This is a genomic window from Streptomyces sp. Y309, assembly GCF_056712025.1.
Genome location: NZ_JBWYAE010000004.1, coordinates 183,011 through 209,012, shown reverse-complemented (window position 1 = coordinate 209,012; position 26,002 = coordinate 183,011). Strand labels below are relative to the sequence as shown.

Here is a 26,002-nt window from a genome sequence, read left to right as displayed (position 1 = left end):
CGGCACAACGGCCGGCCCCGGGAATCTGGGCCGGCCGTTGTGCTCCCTACGACGTCTCCAGCTCGTCGTCGAGGATGTCGAACAGCTCGTCGGTGGTGACCGAGTCCAGCTCCGGCCCCTGCTCGCCCGCCTCCTCCCGGCGCAGCTCCAGCCAGGCCGAGGTCAGAACACGCAGCCGCTCCGAGATCCGGGCGTGCTCATCGGCGTCCGGGCTCGCGCCCGCCACCACCGTCTCCAGCGCCGCCAACTGCTCCTCCAGCGACATCGGCCGCAACGCGGCCACCGGCGCCACCTTGCTGCCGAGGAAACCGGCGATCGCCTCCGACGTCGGATAGTCGAAGATCAGCGTGGCCGGCAGCCGCAGGCCGGTCGCCCCGCCCAGCCGGTTGCGCAGCTCAACCGCCGCCAGCGAGTCGACGCCCAACTCACCGAATCCGCGTCCCGGTTCCACCGCCTCCGGTCCCGGGTGGCCCAGCACCACGGCGACATGGGTACGCACCAGGTGCAGCAGCTCGGCCGTCCGCTCCTCGTCCGGCAGCGCGGCCATCCGCGAGGCGAAGGTGCCCGTCGGCTCCGGCGCCGCCCCGGGGCGTGCGGCCCGGCGGGCGGGCACCCGCACCAGCCCCCGCAGCAGAGCGGCCACCCCGTCCTCCCCGGCGGCGGCCCGTACGGCGGCCAGATCGAGCCGCATCGGGACCAGCCGGGCGGTGCCGGTCTGGCGCACCGCCGCGTCGAGGAGCGCCATGCCCTCCGCCTCGGCCAGCGGAAGCATCCCGGACCGGGACAGCCGCCGCAGGTCGGCGGCGTTGAGCTGCGCCCCCATCCCGCTGTCCCCGCCCCACAGGCCCCAGGCAAGCGAGACGGCCGGCAGACCCTGCGCCCGGCGGTGCTGGGCCAGCGCGTCCAGGAACACATTGGCCGCCGCGTAGTTGCCCTGCCCGGCGCCGTCGAAGGTGCCGGCGGCCGAGGAGAACAGCACGAACGCGTCGAGACGCAGGTCCAGCTCGACGGTGAGCGCGTGCAGGTTCCACGCGGCGTCCACCTTCGGCCGGAACACGGCGTCCAGCCGCTCCGGGGTCAGCGCGTCGATCACCCCGTCGTCCAGCAGACCGGCGGTGTGCACCACACCGCTCACCGGGTGCTCGGCGGGGACGGATGCCAGCAGCGCGGCCAGCGCCTCACGGTCGGCCGCGTCACAGGCGGCGAGGGTCACCTCGGCGCCGAGCGCGGTCAGTTCCTCCCGCAGTGCGGCCGCGCCCTGGGCATCGGGGCCCCGCCGACTGGCGAGCAGCAGATGCCGCACCCCGTGCTCCACGGCCAGATGGCGGGCGACACGGGCGCCCAGACCACCGGTGCCGCCGGTGACGAGCACCGTGCCGTCCGGATTCCACCTGGGCGCCGCGCCCTCGGCCGCTGCCCCGCCCTCAGCCGCAGCCGCAGCCGCAGCCGCAGCCGTGGAACGGGCCAGCCGGGGCACCAGCACCGCACCCTCACGCAGCGCCACCTCGGGCTCGCCGGAGCCGAGCGCGGCGACCAGCGCGCCGCCGGACTCCGCACCGCCGGACTCCACATCGACCAGCACCAACCTGCCCGGGTGCTCGGCCTGCGCCGCCCGCAGCAGGCCCCACACCGGGGCGGTCGCCAGATCGTCCACATCGTCGTCAGCGGCCGTGGCCACCGCGCCGCTGGTCACCACGGCCAGACGGGAAGCGGCGAACCGCTCGTCGGCCAGCCAGGACCGGACCAGATCCAGCGCCCGGTACGACGCCACCCGGACCCTGCTCACCAGCTCGCGGTCCGCGCCACTCTGACCGGGCTCGACCGTGCAGGGGGCCAGAACGGCCTCCGGGACACGGCCCGATGCCGCCAGCGCCGCCAGATCCGGGTACTGCTCGATCCGCACACCGGACGCCTTCGCCAGCTCGCCCAGGTGCAGGCCGTCACCGCCCAGCAGCGCCCAGACCTCCTGCCCGAAGCCGGTCCCGGCAGCTGTGTCGGCAACCGGCAACGCGGTCCACTCGACCTGGAACAACGCCTCGTGCGTGACCTCGCGGGCGCTCGCGATCCCTTCGGCCGCCACGGGTCGCAGGGCGAGGGACGCGACGGCGGCGACGGGCGACCCGGTCGCGTCCGCGATGGCCAGCGACGTCCCGTTCTCGGTCGCCGAGAGCTTCACCCGCAGGGCTCCCGCTCCCGTCGCGTACAGCGCCACCCCGCTCCAGGCGAACGGCAGCTCGGCCTGCTCGGAGTCCGCATCACCGCCCAGCCCGATCGCGTGCAGGGCCGCGTCCAGCAGCGCCGGGTGGAGGCCGAAGGCAGCGACGTCCGTGCCCTTGGGGACGGAGACCTCGGCGTAGACGTCCTCACCCTTGCGCCAGGCGGCGGTCAGGCCCTGGAAGACCGGCCCGTAGTCGAGCCCGAGCCCGGCGAATTGGTCGTAGAGCCCGTCGACCGCGATGGTCTCGGCACCGGCCGGCGGCCAGGCCGTGAGGTCGAAGTCCGGGGCCGGGGCCCCAGTGGCCAGTGCCCCGGTGGCATGCCGCGTCCACGACTCGTCCCCGAACTGCGCGTGCACACTCAGCGGACGCCGTCCCGTCTCATCCCGCTCTCCGACCAGGACCCGCAGCTCCACCGCGCCCCGCTCGGGCAGCACCAGCGGCGCCTCCAGCATCAGCTCCTCGAGCACATCGCAACCGACCTGATCGCCGACGCGGATGGCCAGGTCGACGAAGGCGGCGCCGGGCAGCAGGACCACGCCCGACACGGCGTGATCGGCCAGCCACGGGTGGCTCTGCAACGACAGCCGCCCGGTGAAGAGGTAGCCCTCCGGCACCGCGATGGCGTCACCCAGCACCACATCGTCGGCGTCGAGGGTGGCGCTCAGCCAGTAGTGCTGGCGCTGGAAGGCGTACGTGGGCAGATCGACGCGGGCTGCGCCCGTACCCGCGAAGAACGCGGGCCAGTCGACGGAGTTGCCGGTGATGTGGACCCGGCCGAGGGCCGAGACGACGGCCTCGGGCTCCGGGCGGTTCTTGCGGAGGGCCGGGACGAACGCCACGCCCTCGGCGTCGGGCAGGCAGTCCTGCGCCATCGCCGTCAGGACACCGCCGGGGCCCAACTCCAGGAAAGTACGGACGCCCTCGGCGTGGAGGCTCTGGATCTCGTCGTGGAAGCGGACGGCCTCACGGACATGCCGCACCCAGTACTCCGGCGACGTCACCTCCCCAGTCATCGCGATCTGTGGTGCGTGGAAGGCCAGCGACTCCGCCACCTTGCGGAAGCCAGCCAGCATCCCGTCCATCCGGAAGGAATGGAACGCATGCGAGACCGTCAGCCGCTTCGACGTCGCGAACTGCGCGGCGACGGCGGCGACAGCGTCCTCGTCACCGGAGATCACCACGGCGCGCGGGCCGTTGACCGCCGCGACGTCCACACCATCGGTCAGCAGCGGACGAACCTCGTCCTCGCCAGCCTGAAGGGAGACCATCGCCCCACCGGTCGGGAGGGCCTGCATCAACCGGCCGCGCGCGGCGACCAGCTTGGCCGCGTCCGCCAGCGACAGCACCCCGGCGACGTGCGCGGCAGCCAGCTCACCGATCGAGTGACCACCGACGAAGTCCGGGCGCACACCCCACGACTCGACGAGCCGGAACAGGGCGACCTCGACCGCGAACAGCGCGGCCTGAGTGAACTCCGTCTGGTCCAGCTTCCCGGCATCGTCCAGCACCGCCGGGTCCAACCCCAGTGCCGCACACGCCTCACCGAAAGCCGACGCGAACACCGGGAACGCGTCCCGCAGCTCACGCCCCATCCCGACCCGCTGCGTACCCTGCCCCGTGAACAGCACCGCCAGCTTGCCATCGAGCACCCGGCCCGAGACGACATCGGAACCGACAACGACCGCCCGGTGCTCGAACGACGCCCGACCGGTCGCCAGCGAGAAGCCGACATCCACCGGGTTCAGGTCCGCCCCGGCCTCACGCACCCGCTCGACCTGAGCGCTCAGCGCGGACTCGGTCTTCGCGGACACCACCCACGGCACCACCGGCAGCTCGACACCGCCATCCGCAGCGGCAGCCTCGACCTCCGGCGCCTGCTCCAGAATCACATGCGCATTCGTCCCACTGATACCGAAGGACGAGACACCCGCACGACGGGGCTGCTGCTCCCGCTGCGGCCACTCACGCCGCTCGGTCAGCAGCTCCACCGCTCCGGCCGACCAGTCCACCTGCGGCGTGGGCTCATCCACATGCAGCGTCTTCGGCAGCACGCCGTGCCGCATCGCCATGACCATCTTGATCACACCACCGACGCCGGCGGCCGCCTGCGTGTGGCCCAGGTTCGACTTGATCGAGCCCAGCCACAGCGGCTCGCCGCCCTCGCCCCGCTCCTGGCCGTACGTCGCCAGCAGCGCCTGCGCCTCGATTGGGTCGCCGAGGCGGGTGCCGGTGCCATGGGCCTCCACCGCGTCCACATCAGCCGGTGCCAGGCCCGCTCCGGCCAGCGCCTGGCTGATCACCCGTTGCTGGGACGGACCGTTCGGCGCGGTCAGACCGTTGCTCGCGCCGTCCTGGTTGACGGCCGAGCCACGGACCACCGCCAGCACCGGATGACCGTGACGACGCGCGTCCGACAACCGCTCGACCAGCAGCAGGCCGACGCCCTCGCCCCAGCCGGTGCCGTCCGCGGCGGCCGCGAATGCCTTGCACCGGCCGTCGCGGGCCAGGCCGCGCTGGCGGGAGAAGTCAGTGAAGGTGTCTGGGGTGGTCATCACGGTGACGCCACCGGCGAGGGCCATCTCGCACTCGCCCTGCCGCAGTGCCTGGATCGCCCAGTGCAGCGCGACCAGCGACGACGAACAGGCAGTGTCCACGGTGACCGCGGGGCCTTCGAGGCCGAGCGCGTAGGCGACCCGGCCGGAGACCACACTGCCCAGGCTGCCGTTCCCGACGTACCCCTCAAGTCCCTCGGGAATGTGCCGCAGACGGGCGCCGAAGTCGTGGTACATCACGCCGGCGAAGACACCGATGGCTCTGCCGCGCACCGAGGCCGGGTCGATACCGGCGCGCTCGAACGCCTCCCAGGAGGTCTCCAGCAGCAGCCGCTGCTGCGGGTCCATCGCCAGCGCCTCACGCGGGCTGATGCCGAAGAAGTCCGCGTCGAACTCGGCGGCGTCGTGCAGGAAGCCGCCCTCGATCGAGTAGGTCGTGCCGGGCTTGTCCGGGTCCGGGTCGTAGAGCGTGTCGATGTCCCAGCCGCGGTCGTCCGGGAACCGCGTGATGCCGTCCTGTCCCGCCGCGACCAGCTGCCACAGCTCCTCCGGCGAGGCGACCCCGCCCGGGTAGCGACAGCTCATGGCCACGATGGCGATGGGCTCGTCGTCCACTGCCGTCCGGGCGGCGACGGGCGCGGCCGGTCCGCCTCCAGGTCCGGTGGTGCCCAGGACGGTCTCGCCCAGGTGCTCGGCGAGCGCCACGGCGGTCGGGTAGTCGAAGGTCAGGGTGGCGGGCAGCCGCAGGCCGGTGGCCGCGTTCAGCCGGTTGCGCAGCTCGACGGCGGCGAGGGAGTCGAAGCCGACGGCGTTGAAGGCGCGTTCGGCCTCGATGGCCTCTGGGCCGCTGTGACCGAGGACAGTGGCGACCTCGGTGCGGACCAGGTCCAGTAGCGCCGGTCCGCGGTCGGCCTCCGGCAGCGCCTCCAGGGTGGCGCGCAGCGAGCCGCCCGGGCCGGTCGCCGCCTCGGTACGGGCCGCCTGGCGGTCCGGCACCCGCACCAGGCCGCGCAGCACGGACGGCACGCCGCCCGCCCTGGTGCGCAGCGCCGCCGGGTCCATCCGCATCGGCAGCAGGGCCGCTTCGCCGGCAGCGAGCGCGGCGTCGAACAGCGCCAGGCCCTCCGCGGTGGTCAGCGCGGGCAGGCCGGAGCGTGCCACTCGCCGCAGGTCCGCCTCGTCCAGCTGCCCGGCCATGCCACTGCTCTCGGCCCACAGAGACCAGGCCAGCGCCACGGCGGGCAACCCGGCCGAGCGGCGGTGGCGGGCGAGCGCGTCGAGGAAGGCGTTGGCTGCGGCGTAGTTGCCCTGGCCGCCGCCGTCCAGGGTGGCGGCGGAGGAGGAGAAGAGGACGAAGGCCGCCAGGTCCAGGTCGCGGGTGAGCTCATGGAGGTGCCAGGCCGCGTCCGCCTTGGGCCGGAGCACCGCGTCCAGCCGGTCCGGGGTCAGCGCGGTGACCACGCCGTCGTCGAGCACGCCCGCGGTGTGCACGACCGCGGTCAGCGGGTGCTCGGCGGGGATGCCGGCGAGCAGTGCCGCCAGGGTGCCCCGGTCGGCCGCGTCGCAGGCGGCGACGGTGACCTCGGCGCCCAGCTGGGCGAGTTCGGCGGTCAGCGCGGCCGCGCCGGGCGCGTCCGGTCCGCGCCGGCTGGCCAGCAGCAGGCGGCGTACGCCGTGCTCGGCGACCAGGTGGCGGGCGAGGACGGCGCCGAGGCCGCCGGTGCCGCCAGTGATGAGGACGGTGCCGTCTGCCGCCCAGGGTCGAGCGCCGGCCCCGGTGCCGTCTGCCAAGGAGTCAGCCGCGGAGACCGGGACGCGGGTCAGGCGGGGGACGGACACGGCGCCGTCGCGGATCGCGATCTCCGGCTCGCGCGAGCCGAGCGCGGCCGGCAGCGCCTGCCAGGATTCCGGCGTCTGGTCCACGTCGAGGAGCACCAGCCGGTCGGGGTGCTCCTCCTGCGCCGAGCGCACCAGACCGCATGCCGCGGCGCGGGCCAGGTCGTGACCGCCCTTCAGCAGCAGGACGAGGCGGGAGGCGGTGAACCGCTCGTCGGCGAGCCACTGTTGGACCAGTTCCAGGGCCTGCCGGAGCGCGGCCCGGACGGCGGCCGGGGCGGGGTCGTCCGTACGGCAGGCGTCGAGGGGGACAACGACTGTGTCGGGGACGGCGGCGCCGGCGGTGATCGCTGCGCCGAGCGAGGCCAGGTCGCGGTGCGCGGGGCCGCCCTCGCCGAGGACGGTGAAGCGCTCGGCCGCCGCGCCCGCGCTCGCGCCTACGGCCGCGCCCGTGCCCGGCAGGGCGGTCCACTCCAGCCGGAACAGCGACTCATGGAGGCCGCCGCTCGCGGACTGGGCGGCGAGGTCCGCCGACACCGGCCGCAGCACCAGCGACTCCACCGTGGCCACCGGGGCGCCGGTGGCGTCGGCGAGCTCCAGGGTGTGTCCGCCGGCCTCGCCCGGGTACACCCGGACCCGCAGCGTGCGGGCGCCGACGGCGTGCAGGGTGACGCCGCTCCAGGCGAACGGCAGCTCGGGGCCGGACTCGTCGTCCAGCCCGATGGCGTGCAGTGCCGCGTCCAGCAGGGCCGGGTGCAGTCCGAACGCCTCCGCCTCCGCGTCCTCGGGGAGGGTGACCTCGGCGAAGACCTCCTCGCCGCGCCGCCACGCCGCCCGCAGCCCCTGGAAGGCGGGGCCGTAACCGTAGCCCTGCTCCGCCAGCCGGTCGTAGAAGCCGTTCATGCCCGGGTAGGCGGTCGCGTCCCGCGGCGGCCACACTGACAGGTCGAAGGCGGGTGCGGTGCTCCGCGCGCCGGCCGTGGCCAGCACCCCGGAGGCGTGCTTGGTCCAGGGCTGCTCGAAGCCGTCGTTCGCGGGCCGGGAGTGGATCGTCAGCGTGCGGCGGCCGGAGGCGTCGGGCTCGGTGACGGCCAGCTGGACCTGGGCCGCACCCCGGTCCGGTATCAGCAGCGGTGCCTGGAGGGTGAGTTCCTCCAGCAGCTCGCATCCGGCGCGGTCTCCGGCCTGGATCGCCAGCTCCACGAAGGCGGTGCCCGGCAGCAGCACCGTGCCGGAGACGGCGTGGTCGGCCAGCCAGGGGTGGGTGTTCAGGGAGAGGCTGCCGACCAGCACCAGTTCGCCGGATTCGGCAAGGCTCAGCTCGGCGCCCAGCAGCGGGTGTCCGGCGGGGACCAGGCCGAATCCGGAGGCGTCGCCGGTGGCGGCCGGGGCGTTCAGCCAGTAGCGCTGCCGCTGGAAGGCGTACGTCGGCAGCTCGACCCGGCGCGGGGCCCGGCCGGGGTGGCGCGCGGCGAGGAACGCCGCCCAGTCCACGTCCGCGCCCTGCACATGGACGGCCGCGAGCGCGCCGGTCAGCGCGGTGGTCTCCGGGCGGTCGCGGCGGAGCGCCGGGATCAGCGCGGAGGCATCCGGGTCGGTCAGGCAGGTCGAGGCCATCGCCGAGAGCACGCCGTCCGGGCCGAGTTCGAGGAAGGTGCGCACGCCCTGCCGCTCCAGCAGGCGGATGCCATCGTGGAAGCGGACGGCCTGCCGCACATGCCGGACCCAAGTGTCGGGCGAGCACAGCTCCTCGTCGGTGGCCTGCTCGCCGGTGAGGTGGGAGACGACCGGGATGCGCGGCGGCGCGTAGTCGAGGATCTCCGCGATCCGGGCGAACTTCTCGAGCATGGCGTCCATGTGCGGCGAGTGGAAGGCGTGCGAGACGTTGAGCCGCTTCGCCTTCTCGAAACGTTCCGCGATCCGCTGAACGGCGTCGTCGTCACCGGAGATCACCACGGCGCGGGGGCCGTTGACGGCCGCGATGTCCACCCCGTCGGTCAGCAGCGGCCGGACCTCGTCCTCGCTCGCCTGGAGCGAGACCATGGCGCCGCCGCCGGGCAGCTCCTGCATCAGCCGTCCACGAGCCGCCACCAGCATGGCGGCGTCCTCCAGCGACAGCACCCCGGCGACGTGCGCGGCGGACAGCTCGCCGACCGAGTGACCGGCGACGAAGTCCGGCCGCACGCCCCAGGACTCGACCAGCCGGAACAGCGCCACCTCGACGGCGAACAGGGCGGTCTGGGCGTACATCGTCTGGTCCAGCAGGGCCGCCTCGGGCGAGCCCTCCGGGGCGAACAGCACCTCGCGCAGCGGGGTGTCGAGCTGGAGGTCGAGGTGGCCGCAGGCGTCGTCGAGCGCCTTGGCGAACGCTGGGAACGCCGCGTACAGCTCACGGCCCATGCCGAGCCGCTGGGAGCCCTGACCGGTGAACAGCACGGCGAGCTTGTGGCCCAGCGCCCGACCGGTCACCGGCCGGTCCAGGTCGCCGTCGAGCGCGACCGCCCGGTGTTCGAACGCGGTCCGGACCGCCAGGGCGTGGCCGACGTCCACCGGGTCCAGCCCGTCGGCCGCCTCGCGGAGCCGCTCGATCTGCGCGGACAGCGCCTCGGGGGTCCTGCCGGAGACCGCCCACGGCACCGGTGTGCGAGGCGCCTCGGCCTCGTCGACGGCCGGGGCTTCGGCCTCGGCAGGGGTTTGGGCGGGGGTCTCGGCAGTGGCTTCTGCGGGGGCCTCGGGCTCGGGCGCGTGCTCCAGGATCACATGGGCGTTGGTGCCGCTGATACCGAAGGACGAGACACCAGCGCGGCGCGGCCGGTCGGCGTCCGAGGACCAATCGCGGGCCTTGGTCAGCAGCTCGACGGCGCCCGCCGACCAATCGACGTGCGGGGTCGGCTCCTCCACGTGCAGGGTCTTGGGCAGCAGCCCGTGCCGCATCGCCATGACCATCTTGATCACACCACCCACACCGGCGGCCGCCTGGCTATGCCCGATATTCGACTTCAACGACCCCAGCCACAACGGCTCGGCATCCCCACGCCCCTGACCGTAGGTGGCCAACAGCGCCTGCGCCTCGATCGGGTCGCCCAGCATCGTCCCCGTGCCGTGCGCCTCCACCACATCGACCTCACCCGAGGCCAGCCCGGCGTCGACCAGCGCCTGCCGGATCACCCGCTGCTGCGAGGGACCATTCGGCGCGGTCAGACCGTTGCTCGCACCGTCCTGGTTGACCGCCGAACCACGCACCACCGCCAGCACCTGATGACCATGACGACGGGCATCCGACAACCGCTCGACCAGCAGCATGCCGACACCCTCGGCCCAGCCGGTGCCATCCGCCGACGCGGCAAACGCCTTACACCGGCCATCCCGCGCCAACCCACGCTGCCTGCTGAACGCGGTGAACGTGCCCGGACTGGACATCACCGCGACACCACCGGCCAGGGCCAGGTCGCACTCGCCCGCCCGCAGAGACTGCACCGCCAGGTGCAGGGCGACCAGCGAGCCGGAGCAGGCGGTGTCCACGGTCAGGGTCGGGCCCTCCAGGCCCAGGGCGTAGGCGACGCGGCCGGAGACGACGCTGGTGGCGTTGCCGGTGAGCAGATAGCCCTCCAGGCCCTCCGGTGCTTCGTGCAGCCGGGGCCCGTACTCCTGCGGCTCGGCGCCGATGAACACCCCGGTACCGGTGCCGCGCACCGCGGCCGGGTCGATCCCGGCCCGCTCGAACGCCTCCCACACCGCTTCCAGCAGCAGCCGCTGCTGCGGGTCCATCGCGGTCGCCTCGCGCGGGCTGATCCCGAAGAACTCGGCGTCGAACCAGGCCGCCTGGTGCAGGAAGCCGCCCTCGCGCACATAGGTCGTGCCGGGCTTGTCCGGGTCCTCGTCATAGAGCCCGGCGAGGTCCCAGCCGCGGTCTGTGGGCAGCCCGGAGATCGCGTCCTGGCCGTCGGCGACCAGCTGCCACAGCTCCTCGGGCGAGCCGACGCCGCCGGGGTAGCGGCAGGCCATGGCCACGATCACGATTGGCTCGTCGTCGGCGCGGCCGGGCCGCGCGGTGCGCATGGCCTCCGCTTCGGCGGGGCCGCCGTGAAGCCGGGCGTGCAGGTAGCGGGCGAGCGCGGTGGGGGTGGGGTGGTCGAAGGTGATCGTGACGGGCAGTTCCAGGCCTAGGGCCGCACCAAGCCGCTTGTGCATGTCGACGGCGGCCAGCGAGTCGAAGCCCAGGTCCAGGAAGGTGCGCCCGCTACGTACCGCGGCGGGCTCGGGGACGTCACGGCCCGCCGTGCGCAGGACCGCCACCGCCGTCTCGGTCACCAGGTCGAGGAGGCTCATCCGCGCATTCCGCCCATTCGTTCGTTCATTTTCTCGTGGGATCTGTCACCGGGCAGCCCGGTGTGTGGGGCCTACTCCGTGAGGCGGGTACGGGCCGTCTCCAGCCTCGTCGCGGAGACGACCTCCTCGCCGGAGAGGAGGACTTCGGCGGGGGATGGGCGGCTGAGGAAGTGGAGCAGGCTGGCGGTGGCGCCGTACGCACCGGCGTTGGGGATGGCGATCAGGTCACCCTCGGCGAGCTCCGGCACGCTGACGTTGCGGCCGAGGATGTCGCCCGGGGTGCACAGCGGGCCGACCAGGGTGGCCGGTTCGGCGGCCGACGGCTCGTCCTCCCCGGTCTCGTCTCCACCCTCGTGGTCGGTGTCCACCGTGATGGACAGCGGGAGCAGACGGCCGAGGCCCGCCATGCCGCCGAAGGTGTTGATGCCGGCGTCGAGGATGACGAACTTCCGGCCCCGGCTGGTCTTGATGTTGGTGACCGTGGTCAGTAGTTCCCCGCTGTCCCCGACGAGGTAGCGGCCGGACTCGCAGGCGATCTTCATCTCGCCCTCGCGCCACTCGGGGAAGTGCGCATCGAGGGTCTGCTGCAGCTCCCCGCGCAGCTTGGGGTACCGGGGGCGTTCGCCCGGCTGGGCGTACGGGGCGGCGAATCCGCCGCCGATGTCGAGGAAGCGCATGGGCAGGCCGAGTTCGTCGCGCATCCGGGCGGCGGCCTCGATGCTCTGCCGGAACTCGGAGATCAGGCTCTCCTCGTCGCGGGCGTTGCTCAGCGGGAAGAAGTGGGCGCCCACGATCCGGGTGCCGGGCACACTCCGCAGCTCCTCGACGCTGTCGGCGAGGGTCTCGCCGTCGACGCCGAACTGGGAGGGGGTTCCGGTCATCCGGATGCTGGTGGTGGCGCTGGCCGACTCGTTGTTGACCCGCAGCAGGCAGTCGGCGACGGCGCCGTGGGCGGTGGCCACGGCGCCGACCCGGCGCAGGTCGCCGATCGACTCCACGGAGAAGTGCCGCACCCCGGACCGGATCGCGTGGTCCAGCTCGGCCGTGGTCTTGCCCGGGCCGCCGTAGAGGATCTCCGCGGCCTGGAAGCCGGCTTCCAGGGCGGAGTTCAGCTCACCGGTGGAGCAGACCTCGGCACGGCATGCCCCGTCCCCCTCGCCCAGCGCCCGGGCAATCTCCGGGTGCGGATTGGCCTTCAGCGAGTAGAAGAGGGTGAACTGCGGCGGCAGCGCGGCCCGCAGGTCCTGCCGGGCGGCGCGCACTCGGTCCAGGTCGTAGACGTAAAGCGGCGAACCGTATCGCCGCACCAGCTCCTTGCGCCGACTCACTTGGAACCCCCGCCGTTTCCCGTCGCGTCGCCGCGCAGTGCCTGGTCGACCAGCACGGCCAGCCGCTTCTTCTCGTTCTTGCCGTTGGCGGTGAGCGGGAGCTCGTCCAGCACCAGGCAGATCGCCGGGATCTTCGCGGGCTCCAGCCGCTGGGACAGCTCCTTGAGGACCACCGGCTGCCGCACGTCGCCGACCACGCACAGGGCCAGATCCCCGTCCTCGGTCGGGGCCAGCACCGCCGCCGCCCGCACCCCGGGGATGTCCATGGCCGCGGCCTCGATCTCGGTGGTGGACATCCGGGTGCCTTTGCGCTTGAACATGTCATCGCGTCGGCCCTCGAAGTACACGAAGCCGTCGGCGTCCAGCGAGCCGTAATCGCCGGTGTGCAGCCGCACCTCGCCGGTGCGCTCGTCCCGCCGGAAGGTCCGGGCGGTCAGCTCGGGCGCCCGCCAGTAGCCGGCCATCACATGCAGCCCGGTCACCGTGATCTCGCCGACCTCGCCGGGCGGCAGCGCCACCCCGTTCTCATCCAGCACGGCCACCCGGGTGCCGGGCAGCGGACGGCCGACCGAGTCGGGACGCTCGTGCTCCAGGTGCGGGGGCATGATCGAGATGCGCTTGCACTCGGTGGTGCCGAACATCCGCGCCACGCTTGCGCCGGGGAATGCCCGGCGCAGCCCGTCGATGGTCGTCTGCTGGAGCGCGGCCCCGGTGTTGGTGAACAGCCGCAGCCGGGTCTCGCCCGGGTCGCGCTCGGCGAGCCGGAGGAGCATCTGGGCCAGTGAGGGGACGGCCGGGAAGACGGTCGCGCCGTACTCCCGGATCTCGCTGAGCAGCTTGATGTCGGTCCCGCCGGCCAGCACCAGCTCGGCCCCGGCCAGGCCGGACAGCAGGATCTGGAACAGGCCGTAGTCGAAGGAGAGCGGCAGCCGGCAGTCGACCACGTCGTCCGCGCGGTAGCCGAGCTCCTCCTGGATGGCGCGGGCGGCGAAGGTCATCTGGGCCTGCGGGCACATGACCGCCTTCGGCGCGGCGGTGGAGCCCGAGGTGTAGATGAGCACGCCCAGGTCGGTGGGGGCCGCCTGGGACTCCGCGGCCGCGGTGTCGTCGGCGCTGCCGGGCTCGACGATCTCCGTCCACAGCGTGTCGACGCCGTGCACCGGCAGACCGCTCAGCTCGCGCAGCGCGTCCACCGCCGGCGCCTCGGCGACGGCGAGCCTTGGCTCGCTGTCCGCGATGACCGAGCGCAGGTGGAATTCCTTCATGGCGGGGTTGAGCGGCACCATGGCCACGCCCAGGCGGGCGCAGCCGTAGAGCATGGCGACCAGTTCGCGCCGGTTCGGCAGCTGGACCAGGATCCGGTCGCCGCGGGCCACCCCCTGGCCGGCCAGCCAGTGCGTGAAGGCGCGGCTCTGCCCGGCCAGTTCGCGGTAGGTCCACGATTCCCAGGCGTCCCGCACGGCGGGGGCGTCGGGCGTGGCGGCCACCCGCTCGTCGAGGAGCTCATGCAGCATGCGGGCGCCGGGGGCGAACACCTCCATCGCGCGGGACCGCAGGCCGACCCGGTCGATCTTCCGGTTCGCGTTCAACGGCAGTTCGTCCAAGTGCTGGAAGTGTCGTGGGATGAGGTTCTGCGGGAGCAGGGACCGCAGCGCCCGGGCCAGTTCCACCGGGGTGGCGGGCCGCCCTGTGTAGAAGACGACGAGTTCGTCGTCGGCGGCGAGCGGGGCGACTACGGTGGCCGCCTCCTCGATGCCAGGGCAGGCGCGCACCGCGTGGCTGATCTCGGACAGCTCGACCCGCCAGCCCTGCACCTGGACCTGGTCGTCGATCCGTCCCAGGTAGGCCAGCTCGCCGTCGGCGAAGCGGCGCACCCGGTCGCCGGTGCGGTACCAGGTGCGGGAGTCGCGCTCCAGGAAGCGCCCGTGGTTGTCGTTCGGGTCGAGGTATCCGGCACACATCTGCGGGCCTGCGACGCACAGTTCGCCTTCGTCACCGCTCGGCTCGCCGTCCGGGCCCAGCAGGATGTGGTCCAGGCCGTCGTAGACCGGGCCGATGGGCACCACGCCGTTGACGCAGCGGTCCGGCGAGGTCTGCGGCGACCAGCGGTGGGTGGTGCAGGTGATGGTCAACTCGGTGGGGCCGTAGAGGTTCTCCAGAGTGGAGCCGGGCGCGGCGCGCAGCCACTCCTGGGCGTCCTCGGCGCGCAGCGGCTCGCCCGCGAACAGGCTCCAGCGCAGGCCGGGCAGGGCGCCGGACTCCAGCGCGCCGGTCTTGCGCAGCAGCGCGATGCTGCTGGGGGTGGAGAACCAGACGGTCATGCGCTGCTCGGCGACGAACTCCGGGAATGCCCGGTACGCCTGCGCGGGCACCGGCACCACGCACGCTCCGGCACCCCAGGCGCAGAACAGGTCGAACATCGCGCAGTCGAAGGTCAGGTCGAACGTCTGCGAGAAGACGTCCTCGGGCGTGAAGTCGTAGCGCGCGTCGAGGGTGCGGAAGTAGTGCGCGGTGGCCCCGTGCGAGATCGGCACGCCCTTGGACCGGCCGGTCGAGCCGGAGGTGAACAGCACGTAGGCGGTGTCCCGCGGGTCGGCGGGCAGCGGCTGCTCCAGGGCGAGTTCGGGGCGGACGCCGCGTTCGGGCACCAGGACGGGCAGGTCCGGTCCGGGCTCCAGGATGGCGGGCAGCAGACCGGCGCTCCGCTCGTCGGTGACGATCGCCGAGACTCCGGCCGCGGTCAGCGCCTGCCGGGTGCGGGCGGCCGGGAAGCCGGGGTGCAGTGGTACGACCGCGGCGCCCGCGTACAGGGCGGCCAGGGTGCCGATGTAGGCCGTCTCGTTCTTGCTGGCCAGGACGCCGACCGCGCGGGGGCGGCCGCCGGCCGCGGCGTGCAGCTCACCGGCCCAGGCGAGCGCCTTGCGGTGCGCCTGGGCGTATGTCACGCCGTGGCCGGCGACCCGGAACGCGTCCCGGTCGCCGGCCACGGCCAGGCCCCGCAGGAACCGTCCGTGCAGCGTGTTCTCCATCAGGCGGCGGGCAGGGAGTCGTCGCCGTCGCGGAGGACGCAGAGGGTCTTCCACAGCACGCCGGGGGTGGAGAAGGTCTCCACGGTCAGCGCGTCGTCGACGAACTTGACGTCGTAACCGGCCTCCAGGGACATGAGGAGCTCGACGATGCCGAGCGAGTCCAGGCCGTAATCGCGAAGGTCGAGGTCCGGGAGCATCGGCTCGTCGGCGGGGAGGAACGGCAGGCTCTTGCGGAGCATTTCCTCAAACTGCTGGTCCCACACGGGATTTCCCTTCTCCTGGTTCTCGGTTACTTGCGCGGCCGCATCGCGAGCCGCGGATCGGCTGCCAGAACCTCGAAATTCGAAACGGTGCACTCAAGACGGCCGAAGAGGCTGTCCGGGCCGGCGACACACACCTTGGTGACGGACATGTTCTTCAGCGTTTCCACGACGGCGGGCCAGCGGACCGGGGATATGAAACCGTCCAGCAGCAGGGTGCGGACCTCGTCCGCGCCACGCACCACCGAGCCGTCGGAATCGGCGACGACCGGAAGCCTCGGGTCCTGGAACGTGAAATCGGCGATGACCTCGTCGAGTGCCTTCTGGCGCAGTGCGGTGAATGCCGACGAATGCATCGGCGGCCGCATCGTGTACAGCGGAAGGCCGCCGATCGACCTGATCCGCTGTTCCAGCCACTCAACACAACCGCCGCTCAGCGTGAGCATGTGGAAGCCGTTGTCGAGATAGCACGAGAAGTCGTACCACTCGCCGCGCCCGGTCAGCTCCGCGAGCACCGGCTCCAGCTTCTCCTGGGGCGCGCGCACGAAGGAGAGCGTCACCAGGTCTGTGTGCTCGGCGGCGAAGTACTCGGCGGTGCAGCGGGCCAGCCGGGAGGTCAGCCGGGCGGCGTCGGAGAAGGGCAGCGCGCCGGCGAAGGCGGTCATCGACTTCAGACCGAAGCTGGGCCCGGCGCACACCTCGGGCTCCTCGCCCAGGGTGTCCCGCGCCCATTCGGCCAGCGCGACACAGTTGACGAAGAACGCGACCTGGGCGGCCTCGGAGTAGTCATCGCCGGAGGCGCGGAATCGGTCCACGACGGAATAGCCGACGGCTTCGTCAGCTTCTGCGAAAAGTCTCCGCGCCACTGGATTGACCAACATGAACTTCGCCATATCAGCGAAGCGGTTCGGTCCCATTCCAGGAAACACAAATGCCGTACTCACCAGTATCCCGCCGTCTGCTCCGACCTTCCCAGCCAAAGGGTGGAGGAGGGGGGAACGGCGCGGTACCCCCTACCGGCCCGGATTCAGCCCCTATCGGGGAAGTCCGGGCAAAGTGGCGGCAACGCCTTGATACGTTGCAACTCGTTTATGGCGTACGCCATGACCTTCAGCCATGACCAGTGCCTTCCGGACGGGGTGTCAGCAGGTTGTTCGCATCTGAGAGTGCCAAGGGGACCGTTCCGTTCGGCGATTACCGGACCTGGTACCGGGTCACCGGTGAACTGGACAGTGGCAACCCGCCGCTGGTCGTCGCGCACGGCGGCCCGGGCAGCACACACGACTACCTGCTGGCGCTCACCGCGCTCGCCGAGCAGGGCTGGCCGGTCGTCCACTACGACCAGCTCGGCAACGGCGGCTCGACCCATCTGCCGGACCGCGGCGCCGACTTCTGGACCGTCGACCTCTTCCTGGACGAGCTGGACAACTTGCTCCAGCAGCTGGACATAGCCGACGACTATGTCTTCTTCGGCCAGTCCTGGGGCGGCATGCTCGGCGCGGAACACGCCGTACGGCAGCCCGCCGGGCTGCGCGGGCTGATCATCGCCGACTCCCCGGCGTCGATGCCGATGTGGCGCGCGGAGGCGCTGCGGCTGCGCGGCGAACTGCCGCCGGAGACCCAGGAGGCGCTCAACCGCCACGAGGCGGCGGGCACGTATCACAGCCAGGAGTACCAGCAGGCGATGTTCGCCTACTACCAGCGGTTCGTGTGCCGGGTCGACCCGGTGCCGCCGGAGCTGGCGACCACGTTCCTCGCGCTGGCCGGCGACCCGACCGTTTACCACACCATGAACGGCCCCAACGACTTCCATGTCATCGGCACCCTGAGCGACTGGTCAGTGGTGGACCGCCTCCCGGCCGTCGAGGCGCCGACACTGCTGATCAGCGGCCGCTACGACGAGGCCACCCCGACGACGGTGCAGCCGTTCTACGACTCCATCCCAGATGTGCGCTGGGAGATCTTCGAGGAGTCCAGCCACATGCCGCACCTGGAGGAGCCGGAGCGCTTCCTGGAGGTCATGGAGGACTTCCTGGGCTCCCTGGGTTAGCGCGACGGACGGACGGCGGACGGGCAACGGCCGACGGCCCGGGCGGGCCCGGGCCGGTCTCCACCGGCCCGGGCCCGCCCGCGTCCGTCAGCTCAGTCGTCGTACGGCTCTTCCGCCTACTCCTCCAGCTCCTCCAGCTCCTCCAGCTCCTCCAGGATGAAGACGGCCATCTCGCGGGGCGTCGGGCTCTCGTAGATCAGCGCCGCGGGCAGCTCCAGACCGGTGATCTGCTCCAGCCGGTTCCGCAGCTCCACGGCGTGCAGCGAGGTGAAGCCGAGGTCCATGAAGTCGGCGTTCTCCTCGATGTCGTCGGGCGAGGCGTGCCCGAGCACCGCGGCCGTCTGGTCCAGCACCATCCCGCACAGCTCGTCCTCCCGCTCGGAGTCGGGCAACCCGGCCAGCCGCGCCATGAACCCGCCGTCCCCGTCAGCGACCTCCCCCTTGCCGTACGCGCCGAGCAGCTCCTCGATCCCGGATGCGTCCGCGCCGGCGCTCTCGGCCCGGCGCTTCCGCCAGGTGGCCAGCAGCGGCAGCGCCGCGGCCAGCGCCTGACGCGACTCGCCGGCGGCATCCAGGGTGTCGCTGAGCGCATCGAGGTCGCCGCGCTCCACCACCGCCCAGAACTCCGCGTCCGCCGGATCGGCCGCGGCCGCCGGCTCCCCACCCCAGGTCGCCCCCGACTCCAGCCAGAAACGACGCCGCTGGAAGGGGTAGGTGGGCAGGTCGACACGGCGCGCGCCACTGCCCGCGAAGAACGCCGCCCAGTCCACGGCGGTGCCCGTCACATGAAGCCGCCCCAGCGCGGTGACGACCGCATGGGCCTCGGTCCGGTCCCGCCGCTGCGCCGGCACGAACGTCACTCCCTTGGCGAGCGGCAGGCAGTCCTGGGCCATCGCGGTGAGCACCCCGTCCGGGCCGAGCTCCAGGAAAGTGCGCGCCCCCGCCCAGTACAGCGCCTTCACGCCGTCGTTGAACCGCACCGCCTGCCGCACATGCCGCACCCAGTACTCCGCCGAGCACAGCTCGTCGGCGTCCGCGAGCGCCCCGGTGACGTTGGAGACCATCGGGATGCGCGGGGCGTGGAAGGTCAGCGACTCGGCGACCTCGCGGAAGTCGCCCAGCATCGCGTCCATCCGCGGCGAGTGGAAGGCGTGCGAGACGCGCAGCCGCTTGGTCTTGTGCCCCAGTGCCTCGAAGTGGCCGGCGATCTCGCAGACCGCGTCCTCGTCACCGGAGACCACGACCGCGTTCGGGCCGTTGATCGCGGCGATGTCCACCCGCTCATTCAGCAGCGGCCGGACCTCGTCCTCGGCGGCCTGGAGGGAGACCATCGCGCCGCCGGAAGGCAGCGCCTGCATCAGCCGTCCGCGGGCCGCCACGAGCTTGCCCGCGCCCGCCAGCGACAGCACCCCGGCCACATGGGCGGCGGTCAGCTCACCGACGGAGTGCCCCGCGACGAAGTCCGGCCGCACCCCCCAGGACTCGACCAGCCGGAACAGCGCCACCTCGACCGCGAACAGCGCGCTTTGCGTGTACTGAGTCCGGTCCAGCAGCGTGGGGTCCTCGAAGACGTCGCTGTCGAGCCCGAGCGCGGCGCAGGCCTCGTCGAAGGCGGCGGCGAAGACCGGGAAGGACGCGCGCAGTTCCCGGCCCATCCCGGCCCGCTGCGCACCCTGCCCGGTGAAGAACACGGCGAGCTTGTCGCTGAACGCCCACCCGGTCTCCAGCCGTTCCAGGTCACCGCCGAGCGCCACAGCCCGGTGGTCGAAGGCGGTGCGCGCGGTCGCCAGGGTGAAGCCGACGTCCACCGGGTCCAGCCAGGAGGCGGCCTGGCGCACCTGCTCGATCTGGGCGTTCAGCGCCTCCGGGGTCTTACCGGAGAGCACCCACGGCACCACCGGAAACTCGGCCACCGCCGGCTCGGCACCAGGATCGGCCCCGGCCCCGGGCTCGGACTCCGGAGCCGGCTCGGGGGCCTGCTCCAGGACCACATGGGCGTTGGTCCCGCTGAACCCGAAGGACGACACCGCCGACCTGGGCGGACGGTCGCGCTCCGGCCACGGGCGCGCCTCGGTCAGCAGCTCCACGGCCCCGGCCGACCACTCCACATGCGGCGACGGCTCGTCCACGTGCAGGGTTTTGGGCAGCACCCCGTGCCGCATCGCCATGACCATCTTGATCACACCGCCGACACCGGCCGCCGCCTGCGTGTGACCGACGTTCGACTTCAGCGACCCCAGCCACAGCGGCTCTCCGCTCTCACGGTCCTGCCCGTAGGTGGCCAGCAGCGCCTGCGCCTCGATCGGGTCACCCAGCGTGGTGCCGGTGCCGTGCGCCTCGACCGCGTCCACGTCGCCCGGCACCAGCCCGGCGGCGTTGAGCGCCTGCCGGATGACCCGCTGTTGGGACGGGCCGTTGGGCGCGGTCAGGCCGTTGCTCGCACCGTCCTGGTTCACCGCCGAGCCGCGCACCACCGCCAGCACCGGGTGGCCATTGCGGCGCGCGTCGGACAGCCGCTCGACCAGCAGCATGCCGGCGCCCTCGGCCCAGCCGGTGCCATCCGCCGACGCGGCGAACGCCTTGCACCGCCCGTCGGTGGCCAGCCCGCGCTGCCGGGAGAACTCGATGAACGACACCGGGGTGGCCATCACCGTCGCGCCACCGGCCAGCGCCAGATCGCACTCACCGGCCCGCAGCGCCTGCACCGCAAGATGGAGCGCCACCAGCGAGGAGGAGCAGGCGGTGTCCACCGTCACCGCCGGGCCCTCCAGACCGAAGACGTAACTCAGCCGACCCGACACCACGCTGCCGGCGGTGCCGGTGCCCAGGAAGCCGTCCACACCCTCCGGAATCGAGCGCAGCCCGGTCGCGTAGTCGTGGTACATCGAGCCCGCGAAGACGCCGGTGTGGCTGCCGCGCACCGAGGCCGGATCGATCCCGGCCCGCTCGAACACCTCCCAGGAAGTCTCCAGCAGCAGCCGCTGCTGCGGATCCATCGCCAGCGCCTCACGCGGGCTGATGCCGAAGAAGCCCGGGTCGAACTCGGCTGCCTCGTGCAGGAACCCGCCCGCGCGCACATAGCTGGTGCCCCGCTTGTCCGGGTCGGGGTCGTAGAGCCGCTCCAGCTCCCAGCCACGGTCGGTGGGGAACGCCGACACCGCGTCCGTCCCGGAGGCGACCAGGTCCCACAGCTGCTCGGGGGAGGCGACCCCGCCCGGGTAGCGGCAGCTCATGCCGACGATCACGATCGGGTCGTCCTCGTCCGTCCGGCCGGCCGCCGCGGGCCGCACCGCCGCCGCACCGGCCCGCACGGCGGCTCCCCCCAGCTCCTCGCCGAGGAACCGGGCGATGGCCGCCGCGTTCGGGTAGTCGAAGACCAGGGTCACCGGAAGCCGCAGCCCGGTTTCGGCGATCAGCCGGTTACGCAGTTCCACCGCGGTCAGCGAGTCGAAGCCCAGCTCCCGGAACGCCCGCTCCGGTTCCACCTCGGCGCCGTAGCTGTACCCCAGGACGGCCGCCACCTCACCACGGACCAGGTCCAGCAGGATCTCGGCTCGCTCGGCCTCGGTCGCCCGGACCAGCCGCTCGCCCAGCGCGGAGGTGCCACCCGAGGCGGCCCGGGCCCGGCGGACCGGGGCGCGCACCAGGCCGCGCAGCAGCGGCGGCACCTCGCCCGCCGCCCCGGCCAGGGCGCCAAGGTCCAGCCGGATGGGCACCAGCACTGGATCGTTCATGGCCGACGCGGCGTCGAAGAGGGCCAGCGCCTGCCCGGGCACCAGGGCCCGCACCCCGCCCCGGCCCATCCGGGCCAGGTCGGCGTCGTCCAGCCGGCCCATGCCATCGGTCTGCTCCCACAGCCCCCAGGCCAGGGAGACGGCGGGCAGCCCGGCGTCGGCCCGGTGCCGGGCCAGGGCGTCGAGGAAGGCGTTGGCGGCGGCATAGTTGGCCTGCCCCGCGCTGCCGAGCACACCGGACGCGGAGGAGAACAGCACGAACGCCGTCAGGTCCAGGTCCCGGGTCAGCTCGTGCAGATGCCAGGCAGCGTCCACCTTCGGCCGGAAGACCGTCTCCAGCCGCTCCGGGGTCAGCGCACCGACGACACCGTCATCCAACACACCGGCGGCGTGCACCACCCCCCTCAGCGGGCGCTCGGCGGGAACAGCGGCCAGCAGCGCGGCCAGCGCCTCCCGGTCCGCCACATCACAGGCCGCCACAGTCACCTCGGCACCCAGCCCGGCCAGTTGTTCGCACAGCTCGGCCGCACCAGGTGCGGCCAGACCGCGCCGACTGGTCAACAGCAGATGCCGCACCCCGTGCTCGACCACCAGATGACGGGCCACCAACGCACCCAGACCACCGGTGCCACCGGTCACCAGCACCGTGCCGTCACTCCCCCAGCGCGGCGCGGTGGCCTCGGTGGGCCGCGCGGCCCGCGCCAGCCGCGGCACGTACACCGCGCCCTCGCGGACGGCGACCTCGGACTCCTCACCCGCCGCGACGGCCGCGATCAGGGCGCCCGGCGACCGGTCACCCGCGTCGACCTCCGCCAGCACGAAGTGGCCCGGGTTCTCCGACTGAGCCGAGCGGACCAGGCCCCGGACGGTGCTCGCGGCCAGGTCGTCCGGGCGGGTTACCAGCACCAGACGCGAGTCCACGAACTGCTCATCGTGCAGCCAGCCCTGAATGAGCGCCAGCGCCCGCTCGGCGGCGGCACGGGCGTCGCCGGGTACGTCACCGCTCGGCGCGCGCCCGGTTCCGCACTCGGCGATCACCACCTCGGGCACCGGCGCGCCCGCGGCGACATCGTCCCGCAAGGCCGCCAGGTCCTCGTAACGCCGGTCCACGGGAGGGCCCTCGGTCGCCAACAGCGCCCAGCTCTCGGCGGACTCGGTCCCACCCCCGGTGGACGTGATCGGCGCCGCGACCCAGTCCACGCGGAACAGCGGATCGTTCCCGCCCGGCCGGGCCGCGGCCAGTTGTGCCGCGTCCACCGCACGCAGCGCGAGTGTGCCGACCGAGGCGACCGGGGATCCAGCGCCGTCCGCGATGGCGAGCGATGCCCCCTCGCCCCGGGCGGACACCCGCACCCGCAGCGTCCTGGCGCCCGTCGCCAGCAGCGAGACCCCGCCCCACGAGAACGGCAGCCGGACGGCCGTGTCGTCACCCCGGCCGAGGCCGGGACCGGCCAGCACGATGGCGTGCAGCGCAGAGTCCAGCAGCGCCGGGTGCAGCCCGAACGCTTCCACCTCGGTGTCCTCAGGCAGGGCGACCTCGGCGAAGGCCTCATCACCCTTGCGCCAAGCGGCCGTCAGGCCCTGGAACACCGGACCGTAGTCGATCCCCAGCTCGGCGAACCGCTCGTAGAGCCCGTCGACGGCAACCGCCTCGGCACCGGCCGGAGGCCACGCGGTGAGGTCGAAGTCCGGCGCCGGGGCGCCGACCGCCAGCACACCAGTGGCATGCCGGGTCCACGGCTCGTCCTCGAACCGCGCGTGCACGCTGACCTCGCGCCGCCCGGCCTCGTCCGGGTCCCCGACCAGCACCCGCAGCTGCACCGCGCCCTGCTCGGGCAGGACCAGCGGCGCCTCCAGCGTCAGTTCGTCGAGAAGATCGCAGCCCACCTCGTCGGCGGCCCGGATCACCAGCTCCACGAAGGCGGTGCCGGGGAGCAGCACTACGCCCGAGACGGCGTGGTCGGCCAGCCACGGGTGCGTCTTCAGACCGACCCGGCCGGTGAAGAGATACCCCTCGGGCAGTGCGACACCGGGGTCCAGCAACCTCTCGCGGTCCCCGTCCAGCCAGTAGCGCTCGTGCTGGAAGGCGTACGTGGGCAGGTCGACGCGGGCGGCACCGGTCCCGGCGAAGAAGGCTGCCCAGTCGACGGAGTTGCCGGTGACGTGGACCCGGCCGAGCGCGGAGACCACGGCCTCCGGCTCGGACCGGTTCTTCCGCAGGGCCGGAATGAAGGCCACATCTTCGCTCTCGGGCAGGCAGTCCTGGGCCATCGCGGTCAGGACACCGCCCGGGCCCAGTTCCAGGAAGGTGCGGACGCCCTCGGCGTGGAGGGTCTGGATCTCGTCGTGGAGGCGGACCGCCTCACGGACATGCCGCACCCAGTGCTCGGGGGAGGTCACATCCCCGGTCATCGGAATCTGCGGGGCCTGGAAGGTCAGCGACTCCGCCACCTTGCGGAAGCCGGCCAGCATCCCGCCCATCCGGAAGGAGTGGAAGGCGTGCGAGACCGTGAGGCGCTTGGTCTTCTCAAAGCGCGCGGCGACAGCGAGGACGGCGTCCTCGTCGCCGGAGATCACCACAGCGTTGGGGCCGTTGACGGCCGCGATGTCCACGCGATCGGTGAGGAGCGGCAGCACCTCCCCCTCGGACGCCTGGAGCGAGACCATCGCCCCACCGGTCGGGAGGGCCTGCATCAGGCGGCCGCGCGCGGCGACCAGCTTGGCCGCGTCCGCCAGCGACAGCACCCCGGCGACGTGCGCGGCAGCCAGCTCACCGATCGAGTGACCACCGACGAAGTCCGGGCGCACACCCCACGACTCGACGAGCCGGAACAGGGCGACCTCGACCGCGAACAGCGCGGCCTGAGTGAACTCCGTCTGGTCCAGCTTCCCGGCATCGTCCAGCACCGCCGGGTCCAACCCCAGTGCCGCACACGCCTCACCGAAAGCCGACGCGAACACCGGGAACGCATCCCGCAGCTCACGCCCCATCCCGACCCGCTGCGCACCCTGGCCGGTGAAGAGCACCGCGAGCTTGCCGCCCAACACCCGCCCCGACGTCACATCGGACCCGACAACGACCGCCCGGTGCTCGAACGACGCCCGACCGGTCGCCAGCGAGAAGCCGACATCCACCGGGTCGAGGTCGGCAGCCGCTCGGCGCACCCGCTCGACCTGCGCCGCCAGCGCAGCCTCGCTCTTTGCGGAGACCACCCAGGGCACCACCGGCAGCTCGACACCGCCCTCAACAGGGACATCAACCTCCGGCGCCTGCTCCAGAATCACATGCGCATTCGTCCCGCTGATGCCGAACGAGGACACACCCGCCCGGCGCGGACGCTCGCCAGCCTGACGCCACTCACGCGCCTCGGACAGCAGCTCAACCGCACCCGCCGACCAGTCCACCTGCGGCGACGGCTCGTCCACATGCAGCGTCTTGGGCAGCAGCCCGTGACGCATCGCCATGACCATCTTGATCACACCGGCAACACCGGCAGCCGCCTGTGTGTGACCGAGATTGGACTTCAGCGAGCCCAGCCACAGCGGCTCGCCGCCCTCGCCACGGCCCTGGCCGTACGTCGCCAGCAGGGCCTGGGCTTCGATCGGGTCGCCCAGCGTGGTACCGGTGCCGTGCGCCTCGACCGCGTCCACGTCGCCGGGCTCCAGCCGGGCGTTGGCCAGGGCCTGACGGATCACCCGCTGCTGGGAGGGTCCGTTGGGCGCGGTGAGGCCATTGCTGGCGCCGTCCTGGTTGACAGCCGAGCCGCGGACCACGGCCAGCACCTGGTGGCCGTTGCGCTGGGCGTCCGACAGCCGCTCCAGGAGCAGGACGCCCACGCCTTCGGCGAGTCCGGTGCCGTCAGCGGCGGCCGCGAACGGCTTGCAGCGGCCGTCCGCGGCGAGCGCCTGCTGCCGGCTGAAGTCAATGAAGGTGTTGGGGGTCACCATCACCGAGACACCGCCGGCCAGCGCCATCTCGCACTCGCCCTGCCGCAGCGACTGGGCCGCGAGGTGCAGGGTCACCAGCGACGACGAGCACGCGGTGTCCACCGTGACGGCCGGGCCCTCCAGGCCGAAGACGTAACTCAGCCGGCCGGGCAGGACACTGCTGGAGGTGCCGGTGCCCAGGAACGCCTCGATGCCCTCGGGCACGGCCCGCACATCCGAGGCGTACTCCTTGTACATCACACCGGCGAAGACGCCGGTGCGGCTGCCGCGCAGGGTTCCCGGGTCGATACCGGCGCGCTCGAACACCTCCCAGGAGGTCTCCAGCAGCAGCCGCTGCTGCGGGTCCATCGCCAGCGCCTCACGCGGGCTGATGCCGAAGAAGGACGGGTCGAAGCCGGCCGCGTCGTCGACGAAGCCGCCCTCGCGCACATAGGAGGTACCGCGCCGCTCCCGGTGCGGGTCCCACAGCCCTTCCAGGTCCCAGCCGCGGTCGGCCGGGAACGGGGCTATCGCGTCCCCACCGGCCTCGAGCAGCTCCCAGAGCCGCTCGGGGCCGTCGATCCCACCGGGGAAGCGGCAAGCCATGCCGACGATGGCGATCGGCTCTCGGGCCTTGGACTCGGCATCGTTCAGCCGCTGCCGGTACTCGTGCAGGTCGGCGGCTGCCTTCTTCAGGTACCCGCGGAGCTTGTCCTCGTTGGACATGGCCATGTTCTC

The 26,002-nt window shown here is 72.8% G+C and carries 7 protein-coding genes; 1 reads left to right on the top strand and 6 read right to left on the bottom strand.

The features are described from left to right. Window positions 1-46: 46 nt before the first annotated feature. From AC0KTA_RS41265 to AC0KTA_RS41245, 5 genes are all read right to left on the bottom strand, one after another. The gene (locus tag AC0KTA_RS41265; RefSeq protein WP_481057209.1) at window positions 47-10,903 is read right to left on the bottom strand and encodes a type I polyketide synthase; all 10,857 of its coding nucleotides are present in this window, start codon (window positions 10,901-10,903) and stop codon (window positions 47-49) included. 104 nt (window positions 10,904-11,007) lie between these two features. Beyond that, the gene (locus tag AC0KTA_RS41260; RefSeq protein WP_481057079.1) at window positions 11,008-12,264 is read right to left on the bottom strand and encodes a type III PLP-dependent enzyme domain-containing protein; all 1,257 of its coding nucleotides are present in this window, start codon (window positions 12,262-12,264) and stop codon (window positions 11,008-11,010) included. Beyond that, complete coding sequence (locus tag AC0KTA_RS41255) at window positions 12,261-15,293, bottom strand: AMP-binding protein (protein ID WP_481057078.1); 3,033 nt, start codon at window positions 15,291-15,293, stop codon at window positions 12,261-12,263. Before AC0KTA_RS41255 ends, AC0KTA_RS41260 begins: the two co-directional genes overlap by 4 nt. Continuing rightward, window positions 15,293-15,556 (bottom strand): phosphopantetheine-binding protein, encoded by a 264-nt coding sequence (locus tag AC0KTA_RS41250; RefSeq protein ID WP_481057077.1) that lies wholly within the window; start codon window positions 15,554-15,556, stop codon window positions 15,293-15,295. Before AC0KTA_RS41250 ends, AC0KTA_RS41255 begins: the two co-directional genes overlap by 1 nt. Before the next feature lie 26 nt (window positions 15,557-15,582). Beyond that, window positions 15,583-16,470, bottom strand: a complete 888-nt coding sequence (locus tag AC0KTA_RS41245) for an ACP S-malonyltransferase (protein ID WP_481057076.1) — start codon at window positions 16,468-16,470, stop codon at window positions 15,583-15,585. A 233-nt stretch (window positions 16,471-16,703) separates the two neighbouring features. Between AC0KTA_RS41245 and AC0KTA_RS41240 the strand changes: the two genes are divergently transcribed. Further along, complete coding sequence (locus AC0KTA_RS41240; protein ID WP_481057075.1) at window positions 16,704-17,603, top strand: proline iminopeptidase-family hydrolase; 900 nt, start codon at window positions 16,704-16,706, stop codon at window positions 17,601-17,603. Window positions 17,604-17,719: 116 nt separating this feature from the next. Here the strand turns inward: AC0KTA_RS41240 and AC0KTA_RS41235 are convergent, their stop codons facing one another. Next, complete coding sequence (locus AC0KTA_RS41235; protein ID WP_481057208.1) at window positions 17,720-25,990, bottom strand: type I polyketide synthase; 8,271 nt, start codon at window positions 25,988-25,990, stop codon at window positions 17,720-17,722. Window positions 25,991-26,002: the final 12 nt, after the last annotated feature.